Raw genomic sequence first — 14,651 nt, forward strand, 5'->3', positions numbered from 1 at the left:
AACAACTGACAACCAAAAACCAACAACCAAAATTATGATTAAAAACTGGCTCAAAATAGCATTTATCAATTATAGAAAAAACTGGCTTTCTACCATTATCAATGTTTTGGGATTGAGTGTTGGCTTATGTGTTTTTCTGTTGATCTATATTCATTGGCAGGACGAGAAATCGTATGAACAATGGAACCCGAATAAAGAAAATATTTATCTTGTAGAGAACTGGAATTCGTCATTCGGAACAATGGCGGTTTCCAGCTATCCACAAATATTCGAATCGAAAGAAACATACCCGGAAATTGAAGATGCAACAATATTTAACGACTGGGGAAGAAAGAAAATTAGTTTCGGGAGCAATTCAGCTTATGTAACGGCGGGAGCAACAGTTAATTCTTTTTTTAACTTTTTCCCTTTTGAGAAAGTTGCAGGAGATTATAAAAATGCTTTGACGGATATAAATAAAGTGGCATTGTCTGAAGAAACGGCGAGACTACTTTTTGGTGACGATTATATAGAATCTATCGGAAAAACGGTCAGAGTTGAGGTTGATGATAAAAATTATATCGTTACCGCCATTTATAAAAAACCAACGGAAAATACTGTTTTTAAACCTGATTTCGTGTTTATGAATCCCTATATGGAAAACAGTAAAACCCAATGGACGAGTTACAGCTATTATGGATTTTTTAAAATGAAACCGGGTTCAGATATTAAAGCTATCGAAAATAAAATTTCAAAAAAAATACAAAAGGAAGATGAAATTTCAGCAAAAAAATGGGGTTATGAAATTGATAAGAAAAACCCGTTAAAAGTTTATCTGTCGCCACTTGCCAATATAAAGCTTGATGCAAAAAGTGAAGGCATTAATAAAGGCGACAAAAAATCGATCATGATTTTGTTAGGATTATCCGGGTTGATATTGCTTTTGTCTGGGATTAACCTAATAAATATTAAAACAGCTCAGGCTTCACAAAGAGCGAAAGAAGTCGGCGTAAGAAAAGCGGTAGGAAGTACAAAATCAAAACTGATTTTACAGTTTCTGCTGGAAACTTTTATAATTTGCTTTACGGCTTACATTCTTGCATTGGCAATGATTGAGCTTTTGCTGCCCTCTTACAATAAATTTCTTGGGAAGGAAATCGAGGTTAATAATTTAAGTCTGTTTCTTTACACAGGCTTGTTGCTGATTCTGTTTTCTCTGATCTCCGGGTTGATTCCTGCGATGTATCTTTCGAATTTTAAACCAATCAATACTTTAAAAGGAAATTTTGCAGGCAGCAAACACGGTGTCTGGCTGAGAAATTCTATTCTGACTGTACAATTGATCATCTCTTCGTTCTTTATTATTTGTTCGCTCATTATCCATGCTCAGGTAAAATATATGATGAGTAAAGATCTTGGTTTCAAAGGGGACCAGGTTGTTCAGATCGATTTTAAAGAGACCAAATGGGAGAATGATTACAATTTCAAAAAATATAAGCTGCTGAAAAATGAAATTTCTAAATTATCAGGCGTAACTGAAATTACAGGTTCTATTCAGTCGATAGGCAGAGGAATTACCAATAGTTCTGTAGCTAAAGATGCAAGAGACAGTACAAAAACAGTGGAAGGTACTGGTTTGGGAGCTATTGATGAAAATTATCTGCGTTTCTATAAAATAAAATTTTTGTCGGGAAGAGATCTGAACTGGAAAATAGCTTCGGATACCATCAATGGAGCTGTGGTAAATGAAACTTTTGCTAAAAAATTAGGCTTTAATCCTAAAACTGCTTTAGGTAAAGAAATTCTGACAGGCTGGGATGACAGGAAAAAATATAAAATTCTTGGCGTAGTACAGGACTTTTACTACAGTGGAGTCGACAAACAGATTACACCGGTCGTTTTCTTTAATTATGACAGAAACTGGGTGAAAAACAATATGTCTAATATTCAGATAAAAGTTTCCGGAAACGATATCGAAGGTACTTTGGAACGCATTAAAGAATTCTGGCTTACAAAAGCAGAACCGGGTTACCCCTTTGAATATGAATTTGTAGATAAGCAGTTTGCAAAAACTTTCGAGAGATTCCAGAAACAACAAACATTGTTTACGACTCTGAATATTGTGGTTCTTGTCATCGCATTATTGGGATTATTCGCTTTATCCTCATTATTAATAGAGCAAAAACTAAAAGATGTGGCCATCAAAAAAACTTTAGGTGCCGACGAAAAAACAATTGTATGGGATTTAACCAAACGGTTTTTACTGATTTGTGTGATTGCCGTTATCATCAGTATGCCTTTTGGATATTATGCGATGAACGAATGGCTGAAAGATTTTCCTTACCGAATCGATATGCCGGTTTGGCCATATGTTTTGAGCTTATTTTTATTGTTGATCCTAACCTTTACTGTGGTAAGTTTCAAAGCTTACCGCGCCACAAAAATTAGTCTCGTTAAATATCTGAAATACGAATAATGCCGGATGACAGATGCTGGAAGGTGGAAGTTTGATGTGTCTAAACTTCCTGCCTCCATCATCCATCTTCCTGCCAAATTTAAAACATGAAAAAAATACTCTTCATATTCATCATCAATCTATTTCCTGCTCAGGAAAGCTGGAATCTTCAGAAATGTCTGGATTATGCCTCTACAAATCATCCTTTAATTAAACAGGCAACCGTAAATATTCAGAAAAACGACCGTCAAATTGCAGCTTCAAAAGGAATGTTGTTACCATCAGTAAATGCGGGAGTGAATCACAGCTATAGTTTCGGGTCGTCTATTAATCAGTCAAACAACCAGCGAGAAGCGCTCAATACGCAATATGATCAGGTTTTTGCCCAGGCCAATGCTGAATTGTTTAACTGGAAAAATTATCTGAATATTTCTCTCTCAAAACTCAACAAAACAACGAGCACTTACAAACTGAAACAAGCTCAAAATGAAGTGAAACTGAATGTAATTCAGACTTTTTTCGCATATCAGAACAGTAAAAGCTGGCTTGATGTTTTAGAAACACAGATTTCAGGAATTGAAGAGCAGATCAAAAGAACTGAAAAAGAAGTTGAGATCGGAAACCGTTCTAAAAGTGATGTTTACGATATTAAAGCAAACCTTGGAACGTTGCAGGAGCAATGGGTTTCTGCAAAAAATCAACGTGATTTAGCCAAAATAAACCTTCTCAATGCTCTGAATTTGCAAGATGATTCGATAGATTTTGTGATGGCGGAAGAAGGTTTGTTGAGTGAAAATTTTTCGGATTCAGAATTTACGCAGAAATTGATAGAAAATAATCCTGCCTATAAAACCATACTTGCAGAAATTCAGGCTCAGGAAAAAAATATAAGTATCGAAAGATCGGGCTATTTACCAACTTTAACAGGAAATTACAGCTGGTCAACGTTTTATAATAAATTTTTAGGAAATAATCAATCTGTAAACATCAATTTTGCAGATCAATTTAGCCAAAATAAAAATCAGTCGGTTTCATTTGGGCTCAATATTCCTATTTTTAATAAGTTTCAAGTAAAAAACAATGTAGAAATTGCCAAACTGAATGTGATTAATTCTAATTACGATAAAGATTTAATTGTGAATGATCTCACAAAATCGATCAATTCGATAAAAGCTCAGTTTCTGAATGCTCAGGAAAAATATAATCTTCTGGAATTAAATTTCGAAAACCAAAGACTCTCATTTCAAAAATCGGAAGAAAAATATAAGGAGGGCTTAATGGATGCCTACACGTTTTTTGTTGTCCGAAACAACTGGCTTCAGGCAAATTATAATCTTATCAACAGTAAAAATGATGTGATGCAGCAGACGGAACTGCTAAAGATTCTGAAGAATGGATTTTAAATAAAAATTCACTTTGAAATTTTATAGAAGATAACGCGACATACATCAAAGTAGGGTTATGGCTATTGATGTTTCATTAAAAATGAAGTGTTTATGCATTTATTTAAAAGGAAGCGCAGAAATTAAAGGTCAGAAATTAAACCTCAAAGCAATCAGAAAATAAGAGATTTATTGATGGAAGTTCCGATGATGATGTAATTATTATAAATTTTCAGTTGATTACAACTACTGCAATCATTGAAAGAAAGTTTCGCATAATTTTTTTACTGATTTGCATTTCCGTAAATTTGGCGTGTAAAAATAAATAAATCTTAAGTAAGAATGGAAAAGTATAATTACGGGGTCATTGGTCTCGGAGTCATGGGAAGAAATCTGCTTTATAATATTGCCGATAATGGTTTTTCTACAGCAGGATTCGATCTGGATGAGGAAAAGGTAAAAGAACTTCACAATGGGGTAACTCTGGGAACCGCGGTGAAAGGAACTGCTTCTCTAGAAGACTTTGTATCAGCTTTAGAAAGTCCGAGAAAAATTATTTTGATGGTTCCTGCAGGAAAGCCTGTAGATGCTGTTCTGGAAAACATTACGCCGCTTCTAAGCCCGAAAGATATTGTAATTGATGCAGGAAATTCTTATTTCAAAGATACCGAAAGACGTATTGCTGATTTGGCTTCTAAAAACCTGCATTTTATGGGAATGGGCGTTTCCGGAGGAGAGCAGGGTGCAAGAAGAGGCCCAAGTATTATGCCCGGTGGAGATTTGGAAGCTTTCGATTTAATAAAACCTATGCTGGAATTAATTTCAGCAAAAGTAAATGGTGAAGCTTGTACCGCTTACATGGGGAAAGGTTCAGCAGGAAACTATGTGAAAATGGTTCACAACGGAATCGAATATGCCATTATGCAATTAATCAGCGAGGCTTATGATTTGTTGAGAAAAGGAGCCGGTCTGAACAATGATCAGTTATACGAAGTTTTCAAAAGCTGGAACGAAGGCGAAATGAATTCTTTCCTTATTGAAATCACAAGAGATATTTTCCAGCAAAAAGATGATTTGACAGACGGTTTTCTTGTCGATAAGATTTTAGATAAAGCCGGAGCAAAAGGAACCGGAAAATGGACTTCAGAACAGGCAATGGAAATTGGTGTTTCGATCCCGACCATTGATGTTGCCGTTACTTCAAGAATTATATCAGCTTATAAAGAGGAAAGAATAAAAGCTTCTCAATTATATGCTAAAGAAGAAATTTCAACACCCGAAAATGTAGAATTATTCATCCAGGAAGTTGGCGATGCATTGTATCTTGCTACTTTGATCAGCTATGCGCAAGGTTTGGCATTATTGGTAAAAGCTTCTGAAGAATATCAGTTTGAAATCCCATTGAAAGATGTTGTGAAAATCTGGAGAGGTGGTTGTATTATTCGTTCTGTTTTATTAGAAAAATTCTATTTGGCTTATTCTAAAGATGAGAATTTATCGAATATTTTATTGGATCAGGAAATTTCAAAAATCGTAAAGGACAAAATTTCTTCATTAAGAAAAACGGCTTCTTTCGCTGCATCAAACGGAATCCCAAGTTTAGGAATTCAGGCAGCTTTAGGATATTTCGAAGCTTTCACGACAGCATCTTTACCGGTAAATCTGCTTCAGGCTCAGCGTGATTATTTTGGAGCACATACATACCAAAGAACAGACAGAGAAGGAGTTTTTCATACTTCATGGCAAAACCTAAATAAATAAATCAGGAAAATGAGCGACAACACAATCCTGCATCCAACGACGGTCGTTATTTTTGGTGCAACGGGAGATTTGGCAAAAAGGAAGCTTTTTCCTGCGTTTTACAATTTATATATTGATGGCAGAATGCCAAAGGGTTTCAATATTTTAGCTTTAGGACGAGCCGAAAATACGGATGAAAAATTCAGAGCTTATATTAAAGAAAATCTGGAAAGTTTTTCAAGAAAGACGATAACGCCGGAAGACTGGGCTGGTTTTCAGGCACACATCAGTTATTTTCAGCATCAGCTGGATGAAGAAAGTTCTTATCAGAATTTATATCAGAAACTGGAAGATTTCGACAAAGTGTATGGAATGAGAGGAAACAGGCTTTTCTATCTTTCGATTGCTCCAAACTTTGTATCGGTAATTTCAAATCACCTAAAAAATACTTCAATAGCTTCAGACCCTGGAAAAGATCGAATTATCATCGAAAAACCTTTTGGTCATAATAAAGAGTCTGCTATTGAACTCAATGATCTTCTTTCACAAACCTTTCAGGAGGAACAGATCTATCGTATCGACCATTATTTAGGCAAAGAAACGGTTCAGAATATTTTAGCATTCAGATTCGGAAATTCTATTTTTGAACCTTTGTGGAATCACAGACATATAGAATCCGTGCAGATTACTGTTGCCGAAGAAGTAGGAGTAGAGACAAGAGCAAGCTTTTATGAACAGACCGGTGCTTTACGAGACATGATTCAGAATCACCTTTTACAAATTCTTTGCATGGTTGCCATGGAACCGCCGGTTTCATTGGAATCAGGAGAAATCAGGGATCGTAAGGTAGATGTTTTAAAATCAATCCGCAGAATTTCACCGGATAAAGTAGATCATTATGCTGTAAGAGGTCAGTATGGAAGAGGAAAAGTAAACGGTTTAAAAGTAAACGGCTATCGTCAGGAAGAAGGAATCGCTCCTGATTCGAATACGGAAACATTCACTGCTATTAAGTTTTATCTGGATAACGAAAGATGGGAAAACGTTCCTTTTTATGTTCGTACCGGGAAAAAAATGAAGGAAAAACATTCTTACATTACGATTCAGTTTAAGCCACTTCCACATTCTACATTCTCCGAAAGTACATCACTTCTGTCGGCGAACCGGTTGATTATTAATATTCAGCCACAAATGGACATCAGATTGCAGTTTATGTCTAAAAAGCCCGGACTTTCTTTAGAACTAAAACCTGTGGAAATGATTTTTGACAATTTTGCCTGTCAGACAGACACTCCTGAAGCGTATGAAACACTTTTATTGGAAGCACTATTAGGCGATCTTACTTTGTTTATGCGTTCGGATCAGGTGGAAGAAGCTTGGGATGTTGTAAAAACGATCCAGGAAACCTGGGAGAAAACCAAAGATTCTTCTTTCCCGAATTACGAAGCAGGAAGTTGGGGACCCGATGACAGCAATGCATTGGTGGAAAGACAAGGGCATCAATGGGTTTAAAATTTAATTAAAGACTAAATGAATATTACAATATTTAATGATCTGGATGTTTTATACAAAAAATCAGCAGATCTGTTTGTAGAACTTTCGGAAAAGGCAATTCAAAAGCGTGGAAAGTTTGTAGTGGCATTAAGTGGAGGTTCTTCTCCAAAAGCTATTTTCAGCTTATTGTCGACTCCGGAATACGCAGATGAGATAGAATGGAATAAAATTTACTTTTTCTGGGTAGATGAAAGATGGGTTTCTCTGGATGACGAAAAAAGTAATTTTAAAATGACTTTGGAGACGCTTTTGGATAAAGTTCCGGTCAATAAAGATCAGATTTTTCCGATGTATAAAGATGGGATCGAGCCAAAAGATTATGCTAAACAATATGAAGCGCAAATCACAAATGTTTTGGGAGACGACGGTACTTTCGATTTTATTCTTTTAGGAATGGGTGATGATGGTCATACGGCATCTTTGTTTCCAGGTGAGAAAGTTTTACACGAAAAAGAAAAATGGGTGGATGCTTATTACCTGAAACCGCAGGAAATGTATAGAATTACTTTGACTGAACCTATCATTAACAAAGCTGAAAATATTCTGATTGTCACATTTGGTCAATCTAAAAAACACGCTCTTAATGAAGTCTTAAACGGAGACTATAATCCGGAATTATATCCGCTTCAGCTAATTGAAAAGAAAGATGGAGTACAGATTTTTACCGATGAAGAGGCGGGAGCCTGATCTGATAAACGACACTAAATTAATATTGGAATAGTTAAGAAAAGTATTCCTTTGATTACAAATGAGGCTGTCCCAAAAGTGGGATAGCCTCATTTTATCTGTGAATAATAACAGAAGTCTAACAAAATATTTGTTTGAAGATATAGATATGTTTTGAAGATGTTGAATGATAGTTAATTATAATTGATTAAAATCAGGATATACGCATAAGTGTGAAAATTATATTTCCACATAAAACAATTTGATTCAGTCAGGTAAATTATCACAAAAATTAAATATTTTTTTATATTTAAATATCTAAAATCACGATATGCTTGAAGACTTTGAATTTTATCTTTTTTTGGTTTTCTTAATTATAATGCTCATCATGTTGGCCAAAAAGATACGGGTTGCCTATCCGGTACTGCTGGTATTAGCAGGACTTTTTATAAGTTTTATTCCTGGTGTACCGGCACTTAAGATTGATCCCGAATTATTATTTATTATTTTTTTACCTCCTTTGCTGTATGAAGCTGCATGGTCAACATCATGGAAAGAACTCTGGCGATGGCGTAGGATTATTTTTAGTTTTGCTTTTGTAGTCGTTTTTTTTACCGCATTCTCAGTTGCTGTTTTCGCCAATTATTTTATTCCGGGATTTTCTTTAGCTCTTGGTTTTTTATTGGGCGGTATAGTTTCTCCACCTGATGCAGTAAGCGCCGGAGCAATTTTAAAATTTGTAAAAGTGCCAAAAAGACTGGCTTCAATTCTTGAAGGTGAAAGTTTGCTGAACGATGCTTCTTCTCTGATCATTTTCAGATTTGCAATGATTGCTGCTGCAACCGGTCAATTTATCTGGCATGAAGCGGCTGGAAGTTTTGTTTGGATGTGCTTTGGTGGTGTGGGAATCGGGCTTGCTATTGCATACATCTTTATGAAACTACACAAAATTTTACCTACCGATTCAAACACCGATATTTTACTGACTTTTATTGCGCCATTCTCTATGTATTTGGTAGCAGAACAATTTCATGCATCAGGAGTTTTGGCGGTTGTGACCGGCGGATTATTCCTGTCTTATCGCAGTCATGATTTTTTGAGCAGTGCATCGCGAATACGTACGGTAACCGTTTGGGAAAGCTTTTGTTTTTTGTTGAATGGAATTGTTTTCATGCTTATAGGTTTAGACCTGCCAGAAATTGTTTCCGGTTTAGGTGATACAGATATTTACACTGCAATCGGTTATGGAGTTGCAGTTACTGTTGTTCTGATTATAGTAAGAATTTTAGCAGGCTATGCAGCAGTAATTACAACCTTGGTGATGAGAAATTTTATCACCGTTGCAGATGCACAATCGCCCGGTTGGCAAACCCCCATAATTATTGGCTGGACCGGAATGAGAGGCGTAGTATCTCTTGCTGCCGCACTTTCCATTCCGTTGACGTTAGATGATGGAACTCCGTTTCCTCAAAGAAATATGATACTTTTCATCACATTTATAGTGATTCTGTTAACTTTACTCTTACAAGGACTTACGCTTCCTTTTTTACTTAAAAAATTTCCACCGATAGACCGGGATTTTATTAAAAGTGAGAAAGAGATCGATTACGATATTCAGAATAGTTTGGCAAAAGTGGCAATTGATAAAATACGTAACGATTATGCTCATAAGGTAGACAGTTTCCCAACTTTGAAAGATCAGTTGCAGAAATATGAAAGGCAGGTAAACAGCTCTGAAATTATTCTTAATTATGAGGAATATAGAAAAATTTATATCGACATTCTTGAAACTCAAAGAAACTGGCTCATCAATAAAAACAGGGAAGAGCTGTTGTTAGATGAAGAAATAATCAGAAAACATCTTCGTCTGCTTGATCTTCAGGAAGAAAGATTGAATATGAAAAGCTAATCTTTAACAATGAAAATAACTTTCAATTCTACGAAACCTTACCCGATTCTTTGATTTCTTTAAACTTGCAAAAAAAATACTCCAAAGTAAGAGACTTTGGAGTATTTACAAATTAAATTTTTATGACAAAAGATCCTGCATTCCGAATGCGGTTAAAACTTTTGAATATTCAGTTGCTACAGCATCATTGGCAGCTCTTACAATTTCTCCTGTAGTAGGATCTGCAACAGTTCTCAACGGTCTTTGTCCTTTCGGTAAATTGATAAGCTTTACAACTGCATCAGCAACTTCCTGCGGATCAGGTTTTACTGTTTCAATCATTTTGCCAACGGCTCCAAATATTTTATCCGGTATATCAGCGATCAATTTATAATCATCATTTACGGATGTATCAGATCCGAACTGAACCTTTTGAGACATTTCGGTAGGAAACGAACCGGGTTGTATAATTGCTACATCAACTCCAAAAGGTCGCAACTCGTAATGTAAACTTTCGCTTAAACCTTCCAAAGCAAACTTTGAAGCACCATACGTTGCGAAAAAAGGAGCGGAGAATCTACCCCATCCACTTGAAACGTTGATAATCAATCCTTCCGACTGTTTACGCATAAAAGGCAATGCCAACTTCATCAATCTCCATGGGGCAATAACATTGACATCGATCATTCGCTGCAAATCTTCCGGTGTTGAGCTTTCTGCCACACCAAACATTGAAATACCAGCATTGTTTACCAATACATCAATGGTTCCTTCTTTCGCTATAATGGTGTTGATTGCATTTTGTACACTGGTTTCATCAGTTAACGACACATCCAGAACAGTAATATTTTCCACTTGTGCTAAAGCTTTTGCCTTCTCCGCATTTTTTCCGTCGAGATCTCTCATGGTAGCGTAGACTTTATGTCCCAATGCTGCAACGCTATTGGCAGTAAGCCATCCAAAACCACTATTTGTTCCTGTAATCAAGACTACTTTTTTATCCATTTTTTTTTGTTATTTAAATTAATAAAACAAATTTCGGATTCTGGCAAAAGAAAACATTTACCATATGGTAAAAAGTGATTTACCTGATGTTTTTTCTTATTCTGCTTAATGATTGCTGGGTAATCCCTAAATATGAAGCTATGTAAGACAGCGGTATTCTGTTGGCAAGATTAGGAAATTTGTCAAGAAATGAGAGATACCTTGTGGTCGCATCTTCTGAAACTAAAGGACTTCTTCTTTCAATGGTTTTTAATAAACAGTTTTTTAAGATCAGACCGGTTATATCATGCCAACCCACGATGGTATTTCCAATGTCATCCCAGTCTTTTTTCGAAAAAACAAGCAATTTACAATCGGTAACTGCCTCAATATAATCGGTAGCCACTATTTGTGCCTCAAAATTTTGTTGATCCGAAACAAAGTTAAGCTCGTCTATAAAATGATGAGTGATTTCCTGACCTTTATTGTTGTAATAGCAAAAACGAACAACTCCCTCTAGAATAAATCCCACCTGCTTGGGAATTTTACCGGCCTCAGAAAAATATTCTCCTTTTCTCAGGTCAATCTCCGTTGCTTTGTTTGTAATAAGGCCAATCTGCTGCTGATTCAGATGACCAAACTGCAGAATGTATTCAATAAACTCTTTCATAGATTAAAAATACTTTATTTTTTGTGCAATAGATTTACCATATGGTAAAAAGTATTTGTTAAATACGAATCGCTCTGAAAACTGATTTGAACAAGCATCATAAAATAACTGGAGTTTTCTTCAGCCTATATTTCGTTTCAAATTTTTTATTTGATTAAATTTTGTTTTATAATGATAAATAATGTTCGAAATCTTTCTAAAATACCTTGCCGACAAAATGGAACTTTCAAGTTAAGATCCAAATAATAGAATCTGTACGCAAACCATTTGAAGAGTTTGTGGCTTTTTCTTTAATAATCAATTTTAAATAAACTTAAAAGTAAATAGGAGCTATTTTTCTGATGATTATAAATAAAGATCCAATCTGCAGATTTTACAGATTGGATCTTTAAACTAAACTTAAATACTTTATTCTATGATAAGTTTTAAAGTAAATAACTTTCGGGTATGTACTTTTACGAAATAAACACCTTTTGGCAAGTTTTCATTCACCAAAGAGAATTTCTGATCATTTACATTTTTAGTTTCATATAACAGTTGTCCTGCAGCTGAAAGAAGTTGAATCTTTTCTATAGGATAATCACTTTTAATAAAAGTTGGCTGTCCTGGTTTTGCCGGGTTTGGATAAAGAATGACATTTTTCTCGGTAGCATTGTGCGTTTCGTTTGTACCCAATGTACTTCCCACAACCTGAAAGGAAACTCTGTTCGAAACTTCTGTGTAAGAATCGTTGGTAAACATTACCATATAATAATTACCCGCTGTGGTAGGAACACCATTTACGTTTCCGGTGATTGTTTTTGTACCTTGGGTTACTCCATCAAAATAAGTATACGATGTAAACTGATCATTCGGTGTTTGTACACTTTGCGGATAAATTCCCAGCCAGTCTTTGATAATTCCGGGAGAATCTGTCCATGAGGCAGTGATATTTTCACCTAAAGTATAAACAGGTTTGTTTATCCAAAGGTCAGTTACGATATCGCCTACTTTAAAGAATACTTTTTCTCCGATTTGCGTATACCCGTCTTCCAAAAGGTAGGTTGCGTAATAATAGCCCTTTGGTAGTCCTGTAAAGTTTTTGGTTCCTGCAGCAGTTGTTACATAGCTCCACATTGCTGAAGGATTGGCAGATCCGGGAACCTGTCCCATTTTGTAAATTCCAATCCAATCGTTGGTAAGATTTGGCCCGTTTGTATAATTAATAACTACCGTTCCTCCGACAGGGTAGGTGTCTGATGTAGCCTGCAGAACAACTTTTGGTCCTACATAAAAGTTTTTTCTTCCGGTGATCTCAGTATATCCGTTATTGGCAAAGAAGCCAGCGAAATATTGACCTTTAGTGGCTAGTCCGCTATTGAAATCTGCTGTCCCGGAAGTCTGCCCATTTGTATATTTATAACCTTGTGAGGTTACAGCAGAAGGATTTTGTCCTTTTTTATAAATTCCAACCCAGTCTTGCTGATTTCCCGGCCCATCCGTGTATGTTGCAAGAATAGCTTCATTTTGAAGATACTCGGTTTTGTTTAAAACCAATGCTGGGTTTGAAACTACGCTTCCTGTTATTTCAAACTGTTTTGCATCGCTCCAGTCGCTCCATTCAAGGTTTCTGTCTCTATATCGTACTTTTACATAATAAACTCCGTTGGTTATAGAATTTGTAGCGATAGTGGCTTTGGTAATATCAACTCCTGCGTTTAAATTTTTTGTAACGTCAGGATTTCCATTACCTTCTTTGCCAAACCAGTTTTCGTAGTCACGGTAGAATTCTTTGTCGATAACCGAAAAATCAGCCGTTTTACTGATAAGAAACTGTGTTGTATTTAAAAGCTCCGAAGTTGTGGTTGAGAAATTGCTCCCGTTTATTGTTAAAGGTAAAGTTACAGGTGCTGTAAAAACATTAGTAATAGCAGGTTTTGCAGGTTTAGCCAAATTTTTATACCTATGGAAACTGTCGACAACAACACTGTTCTTTTGGTTATAAATACTGCCGATGGAGTAGCTTTCTATATCGACCTTACCATTTGGTACATCAACTTCAACGATTTGATATGTCCAGTCTGTCAGTGTTTTTTGTACATCGTCAAAATCCTGTTCATTAGACATTCCCCAATACTGATCCCATGCGGTTCCACCTGAAATGATCTGGTAGTTTGGTGAATTTTTAAGCTGTCCTCTATGGTATAAGTGGTGATGAGCACCAATGTGCATAAGGTATTTTTCAGAAGAGGTAAGCAAAGGTACAGCCGTATTTCTTACCCATGTTGAAATATCTCCTACATATTGCTCTGCCTGATAAGGTCTGTGGCTTAAAGAGATAATCCAGTGTACAGTGTTGTCAGTAGCTGCGGCAGCTATAACCTGTTGAAGCCATGTTTGTTGTGCAGCTCCTGTGTGTTCTGAACTTAAACTTATAAAAAGAACATTACCTGCCTGCTGTGCATAATAATTCTCGTTTCCTGAACTAATATTTTTGTAGCTCAGCTCATCGATGAAGAAATGGGCATAATAAGAGCTCATACCCAAAGTACCATACGTCTCATGATTTCCTACAGTAGTTTGTATGGGAAGGTATGGCGAAAGTTTTTGATTTTTCTTAAAGTGAACATTTTCATAGTGGTCGAGTGTACCAACGTCGACCTGATCTCCCACCATAAAGGTTAAAGCAATATTGTCTGATGGATCCTGGGTCAAGCCAAATCTTTGTTTTATTTTTTTATAGGCATGAAGGTTAAGAGAATCGTACCTGGGTTCGTTTTTTAACTGGTTGTCACCCATAATCAGAAACCTGATTTTACCGTCTGCAGTTGATGGTTGTCCCGGAAGTGGAAGAGTGCGAAAATTATATACTAAAGACTCATTCGCTCCCGTTTTTACTTTATAATAATATTTTGTATTAGGCTGAAGATTGGTAATCTTCGCCGTATGATAATAATAGTTATTGCTGTATCCGGTATCGGAAAAAATATTGGTCGTTCCTGTAACCGTTACATTTAGGTTTGATGATGAAGTACCATAATAGACTGTTGTCTCATTGTCGGAAGAAGTTTTCCAGTTGACAATCATAGAATTGGGAGTAGGATTCTGTAGATACGTAACCGGTACCTGTGCAAAGCATAACTGTGCCATTAAACAGCACAATAGAAGTAAATAATGTTTCATTTGGTAGAAATAATGGATTAGATTTTTAACTGACCAAAGCTAAATCCTTTATATTACTGCGTTGTTACAAGTCTGTTAATTAATGCTTAATAAATTATCAGTACAACAATAAATTAAGACTTGCACTATTCTTTGACTTTTTTCAACATTAGATAATATTAAAAATTAGAG

9 protein-coding genes are annotated in these 14,651 nt (G+C 35.9%); 6 read left to right on the plus strand and 3 right to left on the minus strand.

The window, feature by feature from the left end; genetic code table 11:
- The first annotated feature begins 34 nt into the window (after positions 1–34).
- The 6 genes from BA768_RS09860 (at position 35) to BA768_RS09885 (ending at position 9,685) form a co-directional block, all read left to right on the plus strand.
- On the plus strand, positions 35–2,455 hold the full coding sequence (locus tag BA768_RS09860) for an ABC transporter permease (RefSeq protein WP_065720601.1): 2,421 nt from the start codon (positions 35–37) through the stop codon (positions 2,453–2,455).
- Between the two features lie 86 nt (positions 2,456–2,541).
- Entirely contained in the window at positions 2,542–3,837 is a 1,296-nt protein-coding gene (locus tag BA768_RS09865) for a TolC family protein (RefSeq protein WP_065720602.1), read from the plus strand.
- 321 nt (positions 3,838–4,158) lie between these two features.
- Positions 4,159–5,577: an NADP-dependent phosphogluconate dehydrogenase gene (gene gndA, locus BA768_RS09870; protein WP_065720603.1), complete on the plus strand. Its 1,419-nt coding sequence runs from the start codon at positions 4,159–4,161 to the stop codon at positions 5,575–5,577.
- 9 nt (positions 5,578–5,586) lie between these two features.
- On the plus strand, positions 5,587–7,068 hold the full coding sequence (gene zwf / locus BA768_RS09875; RefSeq protein ID WP_065720604.1) for a glucose-6-phosphate dehydrogenase: 1,482 nt from the start codon (positions 5,587–5,589) through the stop codon (positions 7,066–7,068).
- Positions 7,069–7,086: 18 nt separating this feature from the next.
- Positions 7,087–7,797, plus strand: coding sequence for a 6-phosphogluconolactonase (pgl, locus tag BA768_RS09880; RefSeq protein ID WP_065720605.1), 711 nt, complete (start codon positions 7,087–7,089; stop codon positions 7,795–7,797).
- Positions 7,798–8,107: 310 nt separating this feature from the next.
- Positions 8,108–9,685 (plus strand): Na+/H+ antiporter, encoded by a 1,578-nt coding sequence (locus tag BA768_RS09885; RefSeq protein WP_065720606.1) that lies wholly within the window; start codon positions 8,108–8,110, stop codon positions 9,683–9,685.
- A gap of 120 nt (positions 9,686–9,805) precedes the next feature.
- On the opposite strand, the gene BA768_RS09890 is transcribed toward BA768_RS09885, so the two are convergent.
- The 3 genes from BA768_RS09890 to BA768_RS09900 all read right to left on the minus strand — a co-directional run bounded on the left by BA768_RS09890 (position 9,806) and on the right by BA768_RS09900 (position 14,447).
- The gene (locus tag BA768_RS09890; protein ID WP_065720607.1) at positions 9,806–10,669 is read right to left on the minus strand and encodes an SDR family oxidoreductase; all 864 of its coding nucleotides are present in this window, start codon (positions 10,667–10,669) and stop codon (positions 9,806–9,808) included.
- A gap of 79 nt (positions 10,670–10,748) precedes the next feature.
- A complete protein-coding gene (locus tag BA768_RS09895) occupies positions 10,749–11,318 on the minus strand; it encodes a Crp/Fnr family transcriptional regulator (RefSeq protein WP_065720608.1) in 570 nt (189 codons plus the stop codon).
- Positions 11,319–11,726: 408 nt separating this feature from the next.
- Complete coding sequence (locus tag BA768_RS09900) at positions 11,727–14,447, minus strand: fibronectin type III domain-containing protein (protein ID WP_228388366.1); 2,721 nt, start codon at positions 14,445–14,447, stop codon at positions 11,727–11,729.
- Positions 14,448–14,651: the final 204 nt, after the last annotated feature.

It is taken from the genome of Chryseobacterium sp. CBo1 (assembly GCF_001693475.1).
Lineage (GTDB): Bacteria > Bacteroidota > Bacteroidia > Flavobacteriales > Weeksellaceae > Chryseobacterium > Chryseobacterium formosense.

Coding starts and splice junctions, on each gene's coding strand:
- BA768_RS09860 (WP_065720601.1), top strand. CDS start 35: ATGATTAAAAACTGGCTCAAAATAGCATTTATCAATTATAGAAAAAAC.
- BA768_RS09865 (WP_065720602.1), top strand. CDS start 2,542: ATGAAAAAAATACTCTTCATATTCATCATCAATCTATTTCCTGCTCAG.
- gndA (WP_065720603.1), top strand. CDS start 4,159: ATGGAAAAGTATAATTACGGGGTCATTGGTCTCGGAGTCATGGGAAGA.
- zwf (WP_065720604.1), top strand. CDS start 5,587: ATGAGCGACAACACAATCCTGCATCCAACGACGGTCGTTATTTTTGGT.
- pgl (WP_065720605.1), top strand. CDS start 7,087: ATGAATATTACAATATTTAATGATCTGGATGTTTTATACAAAAAATCA.
- BA768_RS09885 (WP_065720606.1), top strand. CDS start 8,108: ATGCTTGAAGACTTTGAATTTTATCTTTTTTTGGTTTTCTTAATTATA.
- BA768_RS09890 (WP_065720607.1), bottom strand. CDS start 10,669: ATGGATAAAAAAGTAGTCTTGATTACAGGAACAAATAGTGGTTTTGGA.
- BA768_RS09895 (WP_065720608.1), bottom strand. CDS start 11,318: ATGAAAGAGTTTATTGAATACATTCTGCAGTTTGGTCATCTGAATCAG.
- BA768_RS09900 (WP_228388366.1), bottom strand. CDS start 14,447: ATGGCACAGTTATGCTTTGCACAGGTACCGGTTACGTATCTACAGAAT.